The 18,273-nt window shown below is 72.8% G+C and carries 16 protein-coding genes; 5 read left to right on the top strand and 11 right to left on the bottom strand.

The annotated features are described in order from the left end of the window. Nucleotides 1-117 precede the first annotated feature (117 nt). From ACIGFK_RS39655 to ACIGFK_RS39625, 7 genes are all read right to left on the bottom strand, one after another. A complete protein-coding gene (locus tag ACIGFK_RS39655) occupies nt 118-1,041 on the bottom strand; it encodes a cyclase family protein (RefSeq protein ID WP_376661765.1) in 924 nt (307 codons plus the stop codon). Between the two features lie 32 nt (nt 1,042-1,073). Continuing rightward, entirely contained in the window at nt 1,074-2,000 is a 927-nt protein-coding gene (locus ACIGFK_RS39650) for an aldose 1-epimerase family protein (RefSeq protein ID WP_400055766.1), read from the bottom strand. Nucleotides 2,001-2,040: 40 nt separating this feature from the next. Further along, nucleotides 2,041-3,438 (bottom strand): chloride channel protein, encoded by a 1,398-nt coding sequence (locus ACIGFK_RS39645; RefSeq protein ID WP_386470671.1) that lies wholly within the window; start codon nt 3,436-3,438, stop codon nt 2,041-2,043. A gap of 110 nt (nt 3,439-3,548) precedes the next feature. Then, a complete protein-coding gene (locus tag ACIGFK_RS39640; protein ID WP_386470668.1) occupies nt 3,549-3,800 on the bottom strand; it encodes a VOC family protein in 252 nt (83 codons plus the stop codon). After that, nucleotides 3,801-4,670 carry a xanthine dehydrogenase accessory protein XdhC gene (gene xdhC, locus ACIGFK_RS39635; protein ID WP_376660939.1) on the bottom strand — a complete coding sequence of 290 codons (870 nt, stop codon included), beginning with the start codon at nt 4,668-4,670 and terminating at the stop codon, nt 3,801-3,803. It abuts the gene before it with no gap. A gap of 1 nt (nt 4,671) precedes the next feature. Next, nucleotides 4,672-7,062 (bottom strand): xanthine dehydrogenase molybdopterin binding subunit, encoded by a 2,391-nt coding sequence (gene xdhB, locus ACIGFK_RS39630; protein WP_376660938.1) that lies wholly within the window; start codon nt 7,060-7,062, stop codon nt 4,672-4,674. After that, entirely contained in the window at nt 7,059-8,540 is a 1,482-nt protein-coding gene (locus ACIGFK_RS39625) for a xanthine dehydrogenase small subunit (protein WP_376660937.1), read from the bottom strand. The genes xdhB and ACIGFK_RS39625 overlap by 4 nt, the downstream gene beginning before the upstream one ends. An 826-nt stretch (nt 8,541-9,366) precedes the next feature. On the opposite strand from ACIGFK_RS39625, the gene ACIGFK_RS39620 reads away from it, so the two are divergent. The 4 genes from ACIGFK_RS39620 (at nt 9,367) to ACIGFK_RS39605 (ending at nt 14,767) form a co-directional block, all read left to right on the top strand. Beyond that, on the top strand, nt 9,367-10,554 hold the full coding sequence (locus ACIGFK_RS39620; RefSeq protein ID WP_376660936.1) for a PP2C family protein-serine/threonine phosphatase: 1,188 nt from the start codon (nt 9,367-9,369) through the stop codon (nt 10,552-10,554). A 643-nt stretch (nt 10,555-11,197) separates the two neighbouring features. After that, nucleotides 11,198-12,580 (top strand): uracil-xanthine permease family protein, encoded by a 1,383-nt coding sequence (locus tag ACIGFK_RS39615; RefSeq protein ID WP_400055764.1) that lies wholly within the window; start codon nt 11,198-11,200, stop codon nt 12,578-12,580. A 19-nt stretch (nt 12,581-12,599) separates the two neighbouring features. Beyond that, on the top strand, nt 12,600-14,060 hold the full coding sequence (locus ACIGFK_RS39610; RefSeq protein ID WP_400055763.1) for an amidohydrolase family protein: 1,461 nt from the start codon (nt 12,600-12,602) through the stop codon (nt 14,058-14,060). Beyond that, nucleotides 14,057-14,767, top strand: a complete 711-nt coding sequence (locus tag ACIGFK_RS39605) for a sulfite exporter TauE/SafE family protein (protein WP_376660933.1) — start codon at nt 14,057-14,059, stop codon at nt 14,765-14,767. The genes ACIGFK_RS39610 and ACIGFK_RS39605 overlap by 4 nt, the downstream gene beginning before the upstream one ends. On the opposite strand, the gene ACIGFK_RS39600 is transcribed toward ACIGFK_RS39605, so the two are convergent. The 4 genes from ACIGFK_RS39600 to ACIGFK_RS39585 form a co-directional block, all read right to left on the bottom strand. After that, on the bottom strand, nt 14,751-15,839 hold the full coding sequence (locus tag ACIGFK_RS39600) for a LacI family DNA-binding transcriptional regulator (protein ID WP_376660932.1): 1,089 nt from the start codon (nt 15,837-15,839) through the stop codon (nt 14,751-14,753). The genes ACIGFK_RS39605 and ACIGFK_RS39600 overlap by 17 nt on opposite strands. A gap of 110 nt (nt 15,840-15,949) precedes the next feature. Next, nucleotides 15,950-16,231, bottom strand: a complete 282-nt coding sequence (locus ACIGFK_RS39595; RefSeq protein WP_376660931.1) for a hypothetical protein — start codon at nt 16,229-16,231, stop codon at nt 15,950-15,952. A 66-nt stretch (nt 16,232-16,297) separates the two neighbouring features. Beyond that, nucleotides 16,298-16,702, bottom strand: coding sequence for a hypothetical protein (locus tag ACIGFK_RS39590; RefSeq protein WP_376660930.1), 405 nt, complete (start codon nt 16,700-16,702; stop codon nt 16,298-16,300). A 7-nt stretch (nt 16,703-16,709) separates the two neighbouring features. Next, nucleotides 16,710-17,642 (bottom strand): nucleoside hydrolase, encoded by a 933-nt coding sequence (locus ACIGFK_RS39585; protein ID WP_386470655.1) that lies wholly within the window; start codon nt 17,640-17,642, stop codon nt 16,710-16,712. A gap of 105 nt (nt 17,643-17,747) precedes the next feature. Between ACIGFK_RS39585 and ACIGFK_RS39580 the strand changes: the two genes are divergently transcribed. Then, nucleotides 17,748-18,038 carry an acylphosphatase gene (locus ACIGFK_RS39580; RefSeq protein WP_400055759.1) on the top strand — a complete coding sequence of 97 codons (291 nt, stop codon included), beginning with the start codon at nt 17,748-17,750 and terminating at the stop codon, nt 18,036-18,038. Nucleotides 18,039-18,273 lie beyond the last annotated feature (235 nt).

Genomic DNA, 18,273 nt, shown 5'->3' with positions numbered 1-18,273 from the left:
TCGTGGGGCCGCCCTGTCACCGGCCCGCTCGCTGCGCGCTGCCGCGACACGGCAGCCACCCCACCTCTTCGAACGTATCCCTCCTCCCCGGGAACGGCGACCGCGGGGATCGCGCCGTCACAGCACGGCGATCGGGTTCACCGGCGAGCCGGTGCCCGAAGGGAGCCTGAGCGGCGCCACCACGCACAGGAAGGACCACCGGCCCGCGTCCGCGCACGCCGGGGCCAGCTCCTCGAACTGCAGGTAGTCCATCAGGTGCAGCCCCATGGCGTGCACCGCCAGCACGTGCACGGGGAAGTCCACCCCGGCCACCGCACTGGGCGCGGTGTCGTTGTTGCCGTCCGAGCCCAGCGCGGCGATCTGCCGCTCGGCCAGGAACCGCACGGCCGTGGGGTGGAGACCGGCCCGGGCCCCCGCGGCGTTCCACGCCCCGAGCTCCCGGCGCCGCAGGCGGTGCCCCACCCGTACGAACAGCACGTCCCCCGGCCCGGCCCGGACCCCTTGGGCCGCCTCGGCCCCGGCCAGGTCGGCGGCCGTCACGTGGTCCCCGGGCTCCAGCCACGGCACGCCGCGCAGCCGCGGAACGTCCAGGAGCACGCCACGGCCGACGATGCCGTCCCGGACGGTGTCGACGGAGAGCGCGCCCGCGCCCCGGGAGGTGACGCTGCTCGCCGGTACGCCGTTGTAGAGCTCCCCGTCGAAGAACACGTGGCACAGCGCGTCGAGATGACTGTCCGCGTCCCCGTGCACGTTCATCGCGAACCGGTCGAGCGCGAAGTGGAGCCCGTCGCCGCCCGTCGCACCGGTCTCACCCCCGGCGGGCGCGATCATCCGGTGCCGCGCCGGTTCGGGATCGTCCGGCCCGGCCCGGGTCTCGACGGGCGCGGCGAGGGACACCGTACGCCCGGAGCGGACCTCGGCCGCGGCGGCGACGACCCGCCCGGGCGTCAGGTGCCCGAGCGCCCCGCGCCGGTCGTCCGGCGCACGCGGAGTCCGCTCGCGCAGTTCCCCGTACAGCGCGCGGAACTCGGCGCCGGTCATGCGCCCCGGCGCCGGGGGCCCGGTGTCCGGGGTCACCAGGATCCCCACGGGGCCAGGCCCCACCGGAAGACGTGGCTGCCGCCCGGTTGCAGGACGGTGAGCGCCGTACCGCTGCGGAAGGAGTCCGCCGGGCAGGACATCGGCTCGACGGCGACACCGCGCCGCCGCCGCCCGGGCTCCGACAGCGTGTCCCCGGTGTACACCTGCACGTAACGCACGCCCTCGAGGAGCCGTACGTCGATGCCGCGGTCGCCGGAGGGGTGCGCCAGCCGCACCGCGCAGTGGCCGGCGGGATCCAGGTCGAGCCCCGTGAAGGCGGTGTCCAGGTGCTGCTCGCCGAGGGGGCGGGCGGTGCGGAAGTCGTACGGCGTGCCCTCGACCGGCTCCTGACCGGCCGGCACGCCGTGTTCGTCGGTGCCGAGCCGGAAGCGGGCCGGCACGGTCAGCAGCGCGTCGTCCACCAGGCCGGTGCCCACGGTCAGATAGGGGTGCTGGCCCACGCCGTAGGGCGCGGCGGTGTCGCCCGGGTTGGCGGCGGTGACGGTGATCTCGAGCCCGTCCGGGCCCAGCCGGTACGCGGCGGAGACCTCCAGCCGGTGCGGGTACCCCGGCTGCGGGAAGAGGGTGGTGCCCACCGTGACCTCGTCCTCGCTCCGCGCCAGCAGCCGCCAGGGGACCCACCTCAGGAGGCCGTGGATCGCATTGCCGTTCTCCGGTTCGGTCAGCGGGAGTTGCCGTTCCCCGCCGCCGAATCCGTAGCGCCCGCCGGCCACCCGGTTCGGCCACGGTACGAGGAGCTGCCCGCGGCCGCCGGTGATCGGCTCGTCGGCGGCGAACCCGTCGAGGAGCGGCCGCCCGTCCACCTCGTACTCGCGCAGGGCGCCGCCCAGCTCGACCACCACCGCGGTCTGCGCACCGCGGCGCAGCAGCCACTGTTCGCCCGATGCAGTGGGGGGCATGCGCGGCTCCTCGGTGTGCGGCGGAGGTACGGCGGAGAGCTCAGGCGGAGCCGGCCGCCCCCGGTGCACCAGGGGCCGGGGGAGGGGTGGCCGGCGCCTGCGCGGGCCGGCCCGCGGGGCGGTGTGCGGAGCGGACCGTCAGCAGCTGGGTCGTCACGAACGACACGACGGCCGCCAGGACGATCACCGGGGTCATGGCGGCGCTGTCGAGCACCAGGACGACGAGCACGATGGTGCTGACGGGCAGCCGCAGGGCACTGGCGGTCGCGGCCGCCATCCCGGCGGCCATGGCCGGTACGACGCCCAGGCCCGGCAGGGGGGCCAGCAGTACGCCCGCCGCACCACCGAGGAACAGCGAGGGGAAGACCGGGCCGCCGCGCAGGCTGCCCAGGCACAGGGTGTAGGCGGCGCCCGCGCACAGCAGAACGGCGATCAGGGCTCCGACCCCCCAGCTGTGCGGATCGGCGGCCAGCCGGCCCAGCGTGGCCTGGCCTGAGGACGCCACGTCGGCTGGCGTCCGGCCGGTGGTGAGCGCGTACACGGCGCCGCAGACGCCGGCGGCCGCGGCGCACAGCGTGGTGTGGAGGACGGTGCGCTTCGCGACGAACCGCGCGGTGAGCTGCCCCCCGCGCATGATCAGATGGATGGCGCCACCGATGGCCACGGCCATCAGGACCGCCCAGATCACGTCGCCGGCGTCGAGGTGCGGAGCCGGGGCGCCCACCTTCATGGAGAGGCTGGGCGCATCGAGCCCCGTCCAGCGGCCGAAGCCGGTGAACACGAGGGCGCCCACCCCGCTCGACAGCAGGGCGGGCAGCATGACGGCGAACAGCTGTGGGCCGCCCACCCCTGCCACCTCGATCAGCAGTACCGCCGCGACCAGCGGACTTCCGAAGATCACCGCGATCGCCGAGGCCGCTCCCGCTGCACCCAGGAGCGCCGCGCTCTGGGGATTCGCCGGGATCCGCGCCAGGTCCCTGAAGAGGAGGGCCAGGCCGCCGCCGAGGGCGATCAGAGGGGCCTCGGGGCCGAGCGTGGCACCGAGGGGAAGGCTGAGCACGGCGGCGAGCACCACGCCGGGCAGGGCTCCGGGCGATGCGCCGCCCGTGTGCAGTCCCCCGGCGGGGATGTGGCCGCCCCCGCCGGGCATACGGCTGACCACGAGCCCGACGGTCACGCCGGCGACGAGCAGCAGCGGCAGCGGCCACCACCACGGGGGGACGCTCCAGCCCAGCGCATCCGGCAGGCTGTCCCACATCAGCTTTTCCAGCTCGTGGAGTCCGACCAGGAACCAGAACGCGACGAGCGACACCGGAACGCCGATGAGGGCGCAGAACACGAGGGTCTTCAAATAGCCGGGACTGCGCAGCAGTTCACCCAGCAGGTTCGCCTCTTCGGGCTGGGTCGCTTCGGAAGGGCCAGGCTTGGTTCCGGACAACCGCAACCACTCCTCACGAGCGGACTTGTGGACGCACGGCGGGGGTCAGCCCGCCACAGCCATTGCAGCATCCGATCGTGGGCTCCGCATGTCCGGAGCGTCAGGACCCGTCAGGCGGGCTGCCACAGCTCGACGCGGTGGCCCTCGGGATCGGTGACCCAGCCGAACCGGCCCACGCCGTCCATGTCCTGGGTCCCGGCGGCCACGTCCGCGCCCTTGGCGCGCAGCTGCGCGAGCATCGCGTCCAGGTCCCGGACGCGGAAGTCAGGCACCACGGCCCGTCCGCGCAGGGCTGCGCGGACGGGCCGTGGCCACCCTGACGGTGGCGGGGTGCCGGCCGGGCGACGGGCCCGGCCGGACACTCACACGCTGTTGGCGGCGGGCGCGTTCGGCACCACGGAGGGAACCGCGTTCGACACGGCCCACTGCCGGTCCTGCTCGAAGGTCCGGAGCAGGTCCGCCGCGACGCTGACCGCGATCACCGCGGGTTCCTTGCCGGTGATCTCGGTCAGCCCGATCGGGGTCTTGATCCGGTCGATGGTGGCCGCGTCGTGGCCGCCCTCGTTGGCCAGGCGCTGCCGGAACCGCGCCCATTTGGCCGAAGACCCGATCAGGCCGACCGAGCCGAGACCGCTGGTGCGCAGAGCGGCGTCGCACAGCGCGGCGTCCTCGGCGTGATCATGAGTCATGATCAGGACGTGCGTGCCGGGCGGCAGCTCCGAGAGCACCTCCTCGGGAAGCAGCAACGTGTGGTGCACGTTGACGTCCGCCACCGCGTCCGAGAGCACGCCGAGCCGTTCGTCGGAGAGCATCTCGGGACGGGTGTCGATCAAGTGCAGATCGAGGTTGTGGCGGGCCAGGATCCGGGCCAGCTCCAACCCCACATGCCCCACACCGAAGATCGCGACCGCTTCGACCACCGGCAGCGGCTCGACGAGCACGCTGACGGCCCCACCGCAGCACTGGACTCCGTGCCGGCTGGTGACCTTGTCGTTGAGGGCGAACTCCATGAGTTCCGGTTCCGGATCGGGCGTGCCGATCAGCTCGCGGGCCCGGTCGATGGCAACGGCTTCGATGTTGCCGCCACCGATCGAGCCCCAGGTCTCATTGCGACCCACGACGAGCTTGGCGCCGGCCTTGCGGGGCGCGTGGCCGCGCACGGTCGCGACGGTCACGAGCGCTCCGGCTTCCCGGTTCGCCCGCAACCGCGCGACCGCGGCCACCCACGTCATGTCAGACATTGCTCAAAGCGGCCGTGTCAGCGGAGATCTCGCTGACGTCCAGCTTCGCGCCGGCTGCACGCGCGTTCTGGATCGCCCAGAACACCGCCTCAGGCGTCGCAGGGGCACCGAGCTCCAGGCTGAGACCGCTCGGCCCGAACGCCGCGGCGGCCTGCCGCAGCGCCTCGCGGACCGAGAACGCCAGCATCAGCGGAGGCTCACCGACCGCCTTGGAGCCGTAGACCGCACCCTCTTCGGAGGCGTTCTGCAGCAGCGAGACGTTGAACTCCTCGGGCATCTCCGAGAAGCTCGGCAGCTTGTAGGTGCTCGCCGCCTGCGTCAGCAGACGACCGCGGTTCGGACCCTCGCTGGTGTCCCAGCGCATGTCCTCCAGCGTCAGCCAGCCCGCACCCTGCACGAAGCCGCCCTCGACCTGACCGATGTCGATCAGCGGGGAGAGGCTGTCGCCGACGTCGTGGATGATGTCCACGCGACGGATGCGGTACTTGCCGGTGAAGCCGTCCACCTCGACCTCGGCCGCCGCGGCGCCGTAGGAGAAGTACTTGAACGGGGAGCCGCGGAACGTCTGGGCGTTCCAGTGCAGACCCTCGGTGCGGTAGTAGCCCGCCGCCGAGAGCTGGACGCGCTGGAAGTACGCGGTGTGGACCAGGTCGTCCCAGGCCAGTTCCTTGTCGCTGCCGAGGACGCGTGCGACGCCGTCGACGATGCGCACGTCCGAGGCGTTGCCGCCCAGCTGGCCGGCGGCCACCTGCTGCAGCCGCTCGCGCAGCTGCTCACAGGCGTTCTTGATCGCACCACCGTTGAGGTCCGCGCCGGAGCTGGCCGCGGTGGCGGAGGTGTTGGGAACCTTGTCGGTCCGCGTCGGGGCGAGGCGCACCTTGTGCAGCGGGATGCCCAGCGAGGTCGCGGCCACCTGCATCATCTTGGTGTGCAGGCCCTGGCCCATCTCGGTGCCACCGTGGTTGATCAGGACGGAGCCGTCCTTGTAGATCAGCACGAGAGCGCCGCCCTGGTTGAAGGCGGTGAGGTTGAACGAGATGCCGAACTTGATGTTCGTGATCGCGAGCGCCCGCTTGGTGTGCGGGTGCGCGGCATTGAAGGCCGCGATCTCGCGCTTGCGGTCGGCGATGCCGGCGTTCTGCTGGATCTGGTCCCAGATGAGGGAGATCCGCTCGGCCTGCGTGACCGGCTGACCGTACGGCGTCGTCTGGCCCTGGCCCGGCTGGTAGAAGTTGCGCTCGCGCAGCTCCATCGGGTCCAGGCCCAGCTGCGGCGCGCAGCGGCCGAGGATGTCCTCCATCACCAGCATGCCCTGAGGGCCGCCGAAGCCGCGGAAGGCGGTGTTGGAGACCTTGTTGGTCTTGGCGATGCGGCCGGCGACACGCGCGTTGGGGATCCAGTACGTGTTGTCGATGTGGCACAGCGCGCGAGCCGTGACGGGCTCGGACAGGTCCAGGCTCCAGCCGCCGTCGGAGGTCAGCGTGGCGTCCAGGGCCTGGATGCGGCCCTGGGCATCGAAGCCGATCTTCCACTTGGCGTGGAAGCCGTGGCGCTTGCCCGACATGGTCAGGTCCTGGGTGCGGTTGAGCCGCAGGCGGACCGGACGGCCGGTGAGCTTGGCGCCGAGCGCGGCGACGGCCGCGAACCCGTGCGGCTGCATCTCCTTGCCGCCGAAGCCGCCACCCATGCGCAGGCACTGCACAGTCACTTCGTGGCTGTGGATGCCGAGCACGTGCGCGACGATCTCCTGCGTCTCCGAGGGGTGCTGGGTGCTGCTCTGGATGAACAGCTGACCGTTCTCGTCGATCTGGGCGAGAGCCGCGTGGGTCTCGAGGTAGAAGTGCTCCTGGTCCTGGAACTGGAACTCGCCCTCGAAGACGTGGGCGGACTCCTCGAAGCCGGCGTCGATGTCGCCGGTCACCATCAGGGGGCGGGCGCCGTGGAAGGCCTCGGCCGCGATGGCTTCCTTGAGCGTCATGATCGAGGGCAGCTCCTCGAGCTCCACCTCGACGGCGGCCGCACCGAGACGGGCGGCCTCCAGGGTCTCGCCGAGCACCCAGGCCACCGAGTGGCCGTAGTACTGGACCTCGTCCGGGAAGAGCGGCTCGTCGTGCTTCATGCCGGCGTCGTTCACGCCGGGCACGTCGGCGACGGTGAGCACGCGGACCACACCGGGCACCGCGAGGGCGGCCTCGGTGCGCAGCGCCGTCACCTTGGCACGGGCCTTCATGACCTGGACCGGGTAGGCGTGCAGGACGTCCTTGGTGCGGTACACGAGGTCGTCCGTGTAGAGCGCGGCACCGGTGACGTGCAGGTTCGCGCTCTCGTGCGGCATGGATACGCCGACTACGGGCTTCTCGGGGATCTCGGACAGATGGCTCATGACGACACCGCCTCAGGGGTCTCTGCGAACAGCTTCAACAGGCTCTGACCGAGCATCGCGGAGCGGTATTCGGCGCTGGCGCGGTGGTCGTTCATCGGGGTGCCTTCGGCCTGCAGCAGCTGGGCCGCGGCCTCCACGGTCTCGGACGTCCACGGCTTGCCCTCGAGGGCGGCCTCGGTGGTGAGAGCGCGGATCGGGGTGGCGGCGACGCCGCCGAGGCCGATGCGGGCCTTGGTGACGATGCCGTCCTGGATCTCGAGCGCGAAACCGACGGCCACGCTGGAGATGTCGTCGAAGCGGCGCTTGGCGATCTTGTGGAAGGCCGTGACGGGCGACAGCGGAAGCGGGATGCGGATCGCGCGGATCAGCTCGTCGGGACGGCGCACGGTCTGGCGGTAACCGGTGAAGTACTCCGCCAGCGGGACCACGCGCTCGCCGTCGGCGTCGGCGAGGACCAGCGACGCCTCCAGCGCGAGCAGGACCGGCGGGCTGTCACCGATCGGGGAGCCGGTACCGAGGTTGCCGCCGAGGGTGCCGCTGTTGCGGATGAGGCGGGAGGCGAACTGCGGGAACAGCTCGGCCAGCAGCGGGACGCTGCCGTCGAGGCGGCGCTCGATCTCGGTGAGCGTCACCGCCGCGCCGATCTCGAGGTAGTCGTCCTCGAACTTCAGCTCACGCAGCTCGGGCAGGCGGTCGATCGCGACCACGAGGTCGTCCCGGCGGGAGCGGATGTTGATCTCGACGCCGTAGTCGGTGCTGCCGGCGACGAGGACCGCCTTCGGCTGCTCGCGGAGCAGCCGGGTCACCTCGGCCAGGGTGGCCGGGCGCACGAAGGTGCGGCCGTCCTGGGTGTACTCGGTGACGGCGGGCTCGGGAGCGGGCTGCTCGCGGCGCTGGGCCAGCGGGTCGTCCTCGGTGGGCTCACCGACGGCGTACGCGGCGTCGCGGATCGGGCGGTATCCGGTGCAACGGCACAGGTTTCCGCTCAGCGAGTGCAGGTCGAAGCCGTTCGGGCCGTGCTCGGCGTCGCCCTCGGCGTGCGAGTCGGCGGCCTGATCCCCGCAGGTCTGGGCGCAGCGGCCCGGACGGTAGTACTCGGAGGCCATGCTGCAGATGAAGCCCGGCGTGCAGTAACCGCACTGCGAGCCACCGCGGACGGCCATCTCCTGCTGCACCGGGTGCAGCGTGGGGGCCTCGCCGGCCTCGCCGGGGGTGGCGAGACCCTCGGAGGTGATGACCTCCTGGCCGTCGAGTGCCGCGGCCGGGACCAGGCACGCGTTGACCGCGACCCAGTCGGTGGGCTTGTCCACGCCGGGACGGGCGACCAGGATGGAACATGCGCCGCATTCACCCTCGGCGCAGCCCTCCTTGGTACCGGTCAGGCCGCGCTCGCGCAGGAAATCGAGCACCGTGGTGTGGGGTGCGGAAGGGGAAAGCGGTGTCTCTTTCCCGTTAACCGTGATGCGCGCCTCTACCATGGCACGTCCTCATTTCGGGGCGCGGTCGATCGGACTACCCTAGTCGCCATTTTAGGAGCTTTCTTTTTCGTCGGCGCAGCTCAGAACCAGGAGTGCGCCGAATCGGCACGCAAGGCGCGCCGCAGGTGGTGACAGAGATGGAAACGTCCCGGGGCCCTGAGAACGGGCACGCCGGAGAGGTGGCTGCTAAGCGCCGTGTGCTACTCGACCCGGAGCCCAGGCGATCTGGTGAGCGAGACGAAGAAGTCCGGAGATGGTCGACATCCGGCTTCGCCTCCTTCCAGCGGCTCTCGAGTAGGTACGGTCGAAAGTACGTGCCCGCAGGACCATCGGTCAAGCCGCCGTCGGTTGATTCCCTGAAGACAAACGGCCTTGTCCCGGGCTGTTTTGTACGACCGGCCAATCCGGTTAGTCGCGTTCCGTCGATTCACTGACTTGCGCCTGGTGGCGGGTAACGGATTCTTCCGTTCCGGCTCCTCGGCCCCCGACCGTGTTCAGGGCCCCGTCGGCGGCGCTCGACCCTCTTGACCAGCGGGTTTGTCGTTCAGTGGGGCTGACTGGGCCGGTCGGCGGCCGGTACGCGGCCGCCGCGGAGCCCAGGCGGCTGACGAGCGGGCCGCAAGAGGCGGATTCAAGCCACCTTCGGGGCCCTCCTAAAAGAAGTGGAGCAATGCACACCTCGGGGACACCTCCGGGACACCACCGGGTGGCTCCGCGGATGCCATGACGTGCCGGCTGCGGCAGCCGCCCGGGGGCCGGACGCTCCCCCGGGGGCCGGTGCACCGAGGAGTGGCGGCCGTACGCCCCGGCGGGGCAGGCTGTACACATGAGAGCGCCCTTGCGCTCGCCCCCGGAAGCGGGAGCCGGCGGTCACCACCACGTCCTCTTCACGCTCGCGGAGTGCGTACCCTTCGTGATCGCGCTCGTGGTGCTCGTCATCGAACTCACCCCCCTCCACTTCGTCTACACGGGCCCCCTGCTGGTCGCGACGCCCGCGCTGGCGGCCGTGACGATGGGGCCCAAGGGCACCCTCGCGGCGGCCGGGACGGCGCTGGTGGTCAGCGCGATCACCGTCACCCACAACCAGGCCTGGGGCGGCCAGCAGGTCTACACGAACCTCGTCGCCCTCTCCCTGGTGACGGCTGCGAGCGTCATGACGAGCCGCGCCGTGCTCACGCGCCGGGAGAACGAGCTCAACCAGGTCCGCCGGATCGCGGAGGCCGCCCAGGAGGTCCTGCTGAGACCCGTGCCGGACCGGCTGGGACCCGTACGCGCGTCCAGCATGTACCTGGCGGCCGAGACGGGTGCGCAGATCGGCGGCGATCTCTACGACGCGGTCCAGACCCGGTACGGGGTCCGGATGATCGTCGGGGACGTGCGGGGCAAGGGTCTGCCGGCCGTCCGGGCCGCCGCCGTCGTCCTCGGCGCGTTCCGGGAGTCCGTGCACTACGAGGACGACCTCGTCGAGGTCGTCAACCACTGCGGAGCGGCCCTGCGGCGGGACGCCGCCCTGGCGGGTGCGGGCGTCGGTGCGGCGGTGGCGGACGACGAGGAAGCGCTGCTGGAGGGCTTCGTCACCGCCGTCGTGGCCCAGATCCCGGACGGCCCCGTCATCGAGATCGTCAACCGGGGCCATCCGTCGCCCCTGCTGCTGAGCGACGGCAAGGTCCGGCCCCTGGTGCCCGCGGCCTCGCTGCCGCCGCTCGGCCTGGAGGAGTTCATCGTCGGCCCTCCCGGGCGGACGGAGGGCTATCCGTTCGAGCCGGGGGACCGGCTGCTCCTGCACACGGACGGGGTCATCGAGGCCCGCGACGGCTCCAACGCCTTCTTCGACCTCCCGGTGGCCCTTGCCGCGATGCGCGATTACACCAGACCCGCCTTCCTCGAGGGCCTGCGCCAGGCGCTGCTCAGGCACACGCAGGGTGCGCTGGCGGACGACGTGGCGGTCGTGGTCGTCGACCGGGTCGACCCCGATGACCTCCGGGACGGCGAGGCCGCGCCGTCCCGGAGGTGAGCCGGCCCTGGTTCAGGATGCGGCCGGGACGGGGTTTCGAACGGGTAGTGGTGGATGCGGTCGGGCGGTGCGCCGCCGAGCGTGAGCGTCTCCGGACGTGGGCGGGATTACGGGCGGCGCGGTCGGCGGCGCGGCCCCGGCGCGTGGTGCGGAACCTCAGCGGACCGGAGCTCCTCCGGCCGGTGTGCGGGACGGAGGGCCCGGAGTGGGCCGGGGGACGGTCGCGTGCACGGGGAGGCGCCCGTGACGGGCGCTGCGGGTGGGGACTTCACGAACGGGCATGGGTCCTCGAAGCGGGTCGACGGCAGGTGACCGGATCGAATGGCTCCGGACGGTACCCGACGGCGGGGAGACGCAGAAGCGGCCGAGGCCGTTTTTGAGACGGCGGCGGGCCGGGTCGTCCCGTCCGGTCCCAAATGGGGCCCGATTTCGCGGTGTTGTCCGCTGCGCCGGAGGCGGCCGACTGCGGGCGGGTTCCCCGCGAGTGGGTCGGGGCGTCGGTGGAACCGGTGCGTCCACAACCCTTGACGGGCCTCCGGGGCCCTCACATACTGGCGGCCAAATCGATTTGGCCAAATCGATTTGGCCCCTGCCTGGGGCCGGATCGCGGCCAGAGCCGGAGCGAGCCGAACGGAGCTCGAACGTGTCCAGTCCCAGCACTCTCCCCCACCCCGTGGACCAGTCCCGACCGCTGAGCAGGATCCTCCTGTTCGGCGTGCAGCACGTCCTCGTCATGGCGGCTACCCCCGTCTCGGCGATCTTCCTGATGAGCGCGACCCTCCACCTCGACCCCGGTCTCACCGTGAACCTGCTCTCGGCGGCCTTCGTGCTCTCCGGGGTCGGTTCCCTGATCCAGTCCCTGGGACCCTGGAAGTTCGGGCCCCGGCTGCCGTTCGTGATGCTGCCCGGCGGGGCGCCGCTGATCCTGTTCCTGGCCATCGCCGAACAGCACGGCGTGCGCACCGCCACCGGCGCGGTGATCATCAGCGCCGCCTTCTACTTCGTCGTACTGCCCGTCTTCTCGCGCCTGTTGAAGTTCTTCCCCACCCTGGTCATCGGCACGATGATCGTCATCGTCGGCGTCAACCTGGTGAAGGTCGGCGCGCTGCTCGTCACCGGCCGGCCCGGTACGCCCGGCTTCGCGAACACCACGAACCTGGCGCTCGGGATGGCCACGATCGGCTTCACCGTCGCCCTCTACTGGCTGTTCACCGGCATCGTGCGGCAACTCGCCGTGATGCTCGGCCTGATCGCCGGCGCCGCCCTGGCCTTCGCACTCGGCCGGTTCGACTTCGGCGGCGTCGCGGACGGCGGGATCCTGAGCGCTCCGCAGCTGATGCCCTTCGGCACGCCCGAGTTCCACCTGGTCGCCGCCCTGCCGCTGATGCTGTACGGACTCGCCTCCATGGCCGAGGCCACCGGGCAGACCGTCATCAACGCGGAGACGGTCGGCAAGGAGATCGACCAGCGGACGGTCGTCCCCCGCACCATCCGGGGCGACGCACTGGTCTCCCTCTTCGGCGGGTTCCTGGGACTGCCGCTGATGGTGACCAGCGGCGAGAACATCGGGATCGTCCGCGTCACGGGAGTGCGCAGCCGGTTCGTCACCGCGGCCGCGGGCGTCGTCCTCATCGCCATCGGCTTCCTCGCCCCCGTCATCCGCGCCATCAGCGTCATCCCGTCCGCCGTCGTCGGCGGCACGGCGATGGTGGTCTTCGCGGTGATCACCGTGCTCGGCGTCCAGATGCTCGGCAAGGCGGACCTGGAGCGGCACTCGAACGGGTTCATCTGCGCCGTCGCCATCGCGCTGGGCCTGCTGCCGATCCTCGTCCCCGGCCTCTACGCGGGCCTGCCGTCCGGGGCGCGGATCCTGCTCGAAAGCGGCGTCGCCGTCGGCGCGTTCACCGCCGCCGTCCTCAACGTCCTGTTCCACCACGTACGGCCCCGGCTCGCCCGGGCGCGCGCCGCCGAGCCCCTCGCCGGACTCGTCGACGCGGGCGAGTCCCGCGCCGTACCCCACGCATGACCCGTACGGAAAGAGTGAGATGACCGACCTGACGCAGTACGGCGTGAACGCGGCCGGCGGCCCCGCCCCGGAGGGCCTGCGCCCCGACCACCTCGCCGACGAGGTCCGACTCCTGGCCCCCGCCGTCGTGATGACCCCGGACGGCCCGAAGGAGCAGTACGCGGTCCTCGTGGCCGGCGGCTCCTTCCGCGCCGTCGGACCGGTCGCGCTCCTGGAGCGCGACCACCCGCACCTCACCCCCCTCCGGCTGCCCGGACACGTACTGATGCCGGGATTCGTCGACGCGCACCACCACCTGACGCAGAGCTTCGGCTCCGCACTCGCCTTCGGCGAGCCCTCCGAGATCTTCCGCCGCGTGTGGGTCCCGCTGGAGGGGGCGCTCGACGAGGAATCCGCCTACGTGGCGGCGAAACTGGCGGCGCTCGAATCGCTGCGCGGCGGATTCACCACCGTCGCCGATGCCGGCACCCGGGCCTCCGTGGACGTCGACGTCGTGGCCTCGGCCACCCGTGACGCCGGAATCCGCTGCGTGCTCGGACTCGTCTGCCACGACGCCGAGGACGCCGGGGACGCCGCGCGCCCCGCCCGTACGTCGGCCGACGTCCTGGTCCGCGCCGAGAAGCACCTCGCCCGCTACGAGGGGGAGGAACTGGTCCACCCCTCGCTGGCCGTCGCCGTCCCCGAGGCCGCGACCGCCCACACGCTCCGGGCCACCGCCCGGCTCGCCGCCGAAGCGGGCGCCGTCGTCCAGATCCACGTCAACGAGCACCTCGCCGGCGTGGAGCGCTCCCTCGTCCGGCACGGCCTGCGACCCCTGGAGTACCTGCGGGAAGTCGGGGCCCTGGGACCGCAGTTGCTTGCCGCCCACGTCACCCTGGTCACCCCCTCCGAGCTCACCCTGCTCGCCGACACGGGCGCCGCGGTGAGCTACAACCCCGTCGCCAGTGCCTGGAAGGGCAACGCCGTGGCACCCGCCACCACCATGGCCGAACGCGGGATCCGCTTCGGACTCGGTACGGACGGCACCCGGGGCGACGGCTTCCGCCTGGTCGAGGCCGCGGAGTTCGCGCAGCGCCTCACCTATGGCCTGGCCGCCGGGGACTCCTCCTGCGGCGCCGGCTGGACCTGGCTCGACCACGCGGGCCCGGGCGGCGCGGACGCGGTCGGCCTCGGAGCACTCACCGGCCGGATCGAGCCCGGGGCGGCGGCCGACTTCCTGCTCGTGGACGTGAGCGGGCCGGAGATGCGCCCGTCCTGGGACCTGACCTGGGAACTGGTCCGGCGCGCCAACCGCGACCAGATCACCGCCGTGGTCGTCGCCGGACGGCTGCGCATGTTCCAGGGGAGGCCCGTCGGCTGGGACGGCCCCGCGCTCGTGCGGCGGGCGGCCGAGCTGGCCGGGGACGTGGTCGCCCGGGCCGGGGTCCACCGGGTGCACCGCACGTCCGCGGAAGTCCGGGAGAGGAGCGCCGCACGGTGAGCGCCTCGACCCTGGCGGTCCTCGCCCTCGTGGTGGCCGCCGCCGCGTTCGTCCAGGGGACCAGCGGCCTCGGGTTCGCACTGGTCGTCGCACCCGTCGCCGGACTGCTGGCCCCCGCCCTGCTCCCGGTGTTCGTCCTCGCGTCGATGATCCCGCTGAACGTGTACGTGGCCTGGCGCGAGCGGCATTCCCTGGACCTGCGCGGCGCGGGCTGGATCACGGCGGCCCGGCTGGCGGCGACCCCGGGCGGACTCGTACTGCTCTGGGCGGTGCCGGAGCAGCGGCTCGGGCTGGTCGTCGGCGTGGCGACCGTACTGGCGGCGGTGGTGAGCCTGGCCGCACCGGCCTTCGTGCCCGGCCGGGCCGCCTACCTCGGGGCGGGGCTGGTCACGGGCCTCACCGAAACCGCGACCGGTGTGGGCGGCCCGCCGCTGGCCCTCGTCTACCAGCACCGTCCGCCGGCGGAGCTGCGGTCCACGGTCGCCGTGTGCTTCCTCATCGGCGAGGTCGTCTCCCTCGCCCTGCTGCTCGCGACCGGTCAGGGCAGCCCGGCGCAACTGGGCTGGGCCGCACTGCTGCTGCCCGCGCTGGCCCTCGGGGCGTGGCTGAGCCGGCTGGCCCACCACCGCATCGACGCCGCGAAGATGCGGCCCCTCGTCCTCGTCTTCGCCCTCGTCTCCGGGGCAGTGCTCATTCTGGCGCCGTGACGCGCAGGGACGAGGCCCGCGCGATGACGCGGGGCTCGGGTGCCGGCACCGCCGCCGAGGGGGCCGCCCCGGCGGCGGTGCCGTCCGTGCCGGCGGGGGCCCCGCCCCGCAGGCGGGCGAGGAGCAGTTCCACCGCCTCGGAGGCCGCCCGGTCCAGCTGGAGGTCGACGGCCGTGAGCGGGGGCTCGCAGGTGCGGGCCCGCGGCCCGTCGTACCGGGTGACCACCATGACGTCGTCCGGGATCCTCCGGCCGCTGTCCCGGATCGCGCGGACGGCGCCCACCGCGAAGGCGTCCACGAGTGCGCAGACGGCGTCGGTCTCGGGGTGCTCGGCCAGCAGGGCCGCACAGCGCTCGTAGCCGGCCTCCTCCCCGCCCTCCTCCGGAGCGGTGGCGACGACGGGGGTCCAGCCCTGCTCGGCGGCGGCGCGTTCGTACGCGGCGCGGGCGTCGACGGCCGAATGGCGCGTGCCCGCGCCGATGATGAGCGCCGGATGACGGGTCCCCTGGGCGCGCAGGTGCTCCAGGAGGAGCTCCGCGACCAGACCGCCGCGCAGGTCCACGTACGGGGCGTCCGTGCCCGAGGGCATCTCGCGGCCGAGCGCCACGTACGGCAGGCCCCGCTCGCGCAACTGCGCGACGGCCGCGTCGTCCTCGCCGGGCTCGACGACGATCGCGCCGTCGATGTCGAGGGAGTGCAGCGCCGATCCGGACTGCACGGGAGGCACCAGGACGAGCGCGTACCCGTGGAGCAGGGCGCGCTCGGCGGCGGCTGCCGCGACCTCCATGTAGAAGCCGAGCCGCGAGGGCCCGCCGGCCACCGCGAAGGGCATCGAGGAGGCGAGCGCGATGGCCTTCGCCTGCCCCTGGCGAAGGCGCTGCGCCCGCAGGTTGGGACGGTAACCGAGCTCGGCGGCCACCTGCTTGATGCGCTCGCGGGTCCGGGGGTCCACCTTGCCCAGCCCGTTGAGGGCGTGGGAGACGGTCGTCCGCGACACCGAGGCGGCCTGGGCGACATCGGCGATCGTCGGCGGCCGCCTGCGGGAACCGGAACCGGAACCGGGGCTGGACATCGGCAGGACGCTCCTCGATCGGCCAACGACTCGCGCGCGACGGTGGCGATGGTGACGGGTGACGATGCCATCTTCGCCGACCCGCCCCCCGCACTCCAGCCCCGTGGGCCTCAGGAGCCCCCGGGGCCGGTGGTGGGCGGCAGCGGGGGCCAGGGCACGGGGCTGCTGCCCGAAGGCACCGGCGGGGCGTAGTGGTAGGGCGGCGCGCTGGGCAGCACGGGCTCGGGCTCCGGTGCGAACGGTCCGGCCCGGTTGGCCACGAGGACCATCATCGTCCCGGCGAAGAGCAGCGAGATGACGATGAGGGCGAGCCCCACGGGGTTGCGGGGGTTGTAGTAATAGCGGTTCGTTCCCCACTTGCTCCGTTGGAAGACCGGTTCGTCGTCAGGCACAGGCTGCGTCCTCAGGCGGGGCGGCGGGCAGGGGCATGACCATGATCACCCACTCCCCGCCCCGTGTCAGGCGGACGTGAACAGGTCCTGCCGGGCCTCGTCCAGCACGAAGCCGTTGTCGAGGCGGACGCGTACCGTCACCCGGGGCTCCCGCTCCTGGTGGGCGATCCACTCGGGCTCCAGGGAGGCCACCTGCTCCTCGAGCTGCTTCCTGCTCCCCGGGGGCATCTGGTGGCCGAAGTCGTCCAGGAGCGACTTGAGGCGTACGTACTCCACGACTTCGGGGCTCGGCTGCTCCTGCCGGTCCGCGCCGTCGTACACCCGCTCCACGGTTCCCCCGGTGCCCGACGCGAGGGACAGGGAGCCGGCGACGGGGACCGTCCGCGCCGGGTCGTCCCCGGCCTGCGCAAGTGACCCGGTCAGTCTGAGGTCGGCCGCCAGCTCCACCCGCTGGCCTTCTTCGAGCGTCATCGCCCCATTATCCGAGGGCCGCGACGGCGGCGACCATCCGGTCCCAGAAGAGGTCGGTCTCCAGCCGCACGGCGACCCGGGCGTTCACGGGCCGGTCCACGTAGCGGTGGGGGTCCACCACGGTGGCGCCGCGCGTGTACCGGCCGTGCAGCTCCACGACGACGTTGGCGTCCACGCAGTGCACGAGACCCGGATCGATGACGCGGGCCACCGCGACGGGGTCGTGCAGCGGCGGGTGCGGGAACCCCCACAGCGTGCGGTACGCGGACCCGAAGAAGGTCAGCAGTTCGGCGCAGATGTGCCCGAGGGGCGTACCGAGCCCCTCGAAGCGGGCCACCACCTCGGGCGTGGCCAGCGCCTGGTGGGTCACGTTGAGACCGCACATGGTGACCGGCACGCCGCTGCGGAAGACGATGTCCGCGGCCTCCGGATCCGTGAGCACGTTGAACTCGGCCGCCGGCGTGCGGTTGCCCCGCTCCGTCGAGCCGCCCATGAGGACGATCTCGCGGATGAGGGCGGCGTCCTGCGGATAGCGCGTCAGCAGGAGGGCGATGTTGGTCAGCGGGGCCGTGGGCACGAGGGTGACCGGCTCGGGATGCCGGGTCAGCGTCCGGTGGATGAGGTCCACGGCGTGCTCCGGGACGACGTCCACGGTGGGTTCCGGGAACCTCGGCCCGTCCAGGCCGGAGGCTCCGTGCACGTCGGCGGCGACGCCGAGCGGCTGGACGAGCGGGCGGTCGCATCCGGCCGCGATGGGCACCCCGGTGATCCCGGCGACGGTGCAGACGCGCCGCGCGTTCAGGGTGGTCTTCTCCAGCGTCTGGTTCCCCGCGACCGTGGTGACGGCCAGCAGATCGACCGCCGGATCACCGGCCGCCAGCATGATCGCGAGGGCGTCGTCGTGTCCGGGATCGCAGTCGATGATGATCGGAACGGGCACGTTGCTCCTTCCGGTCGGCTCGTGGCCCCTCCAGTCTGCCGCCGCGCCGGTCCCGTGACCCGCAGGCACCCGCAGAACGGCTCGATCCCGCCGTAAGGTCGGAGCATGGTACGCAAGCGCGTGATCGTGTCGGGGACCGTGCAGGGGGTGTTCTTCCGGGACACCTGCCGCAGCGAGGCCGTGGCGCACGGGGTGTCGGGCTGGGTGCGGAACCTGCCCGACGGGGGTGTCGAGGCCCTGTTCGAGGGAGCCGAGGACGCCGTCGCGGAGATGGTGGCGTGGGCGCGTACGGGTCCGCCGGCGGCGGTGGTCCGCGCGGTCGAGGTCCACGACGAGCCGGCGGCGGGGGTCCGGCCGGGCGGCTTCGAAGTACGCCCCACCCCCTACCGGGGCTGACCCGCCGCCCTGCCGCGGGCGCGAGGCCGTCTGAGGTTGGCGCCCGGGCCGGGGCTGGTAGGCCCTGCGGCGCCCTGCCCCTTGGCCGGAGCTCGTGGGTGGGGGTGCCCTGCCCCGGCGTACCCCTTGGCCGGGGTCTTGTGTGCGGGGCGCGGCCCCGGCCGGGGCTGCCCTTCGCCGGGGGTGTGTGGGTGGGGCGGTGGTTGCGCGCTCGTCCTGCGGGGACACTCCGCCG

The sequence above is a fragment of the Streptomyces sp. NPDC085524 genome (genome assembly GCF_044541755.1).
GTDB lineage: Bacteria > Actinomycetota > Actinomycetes > Streptomycetales > Streptomycetaceae > Streptomyces.
Note: the sequence above shows the minus strand (reverse complement) of the source record. Positions and strands in the feature narration are given on the sequence as shown.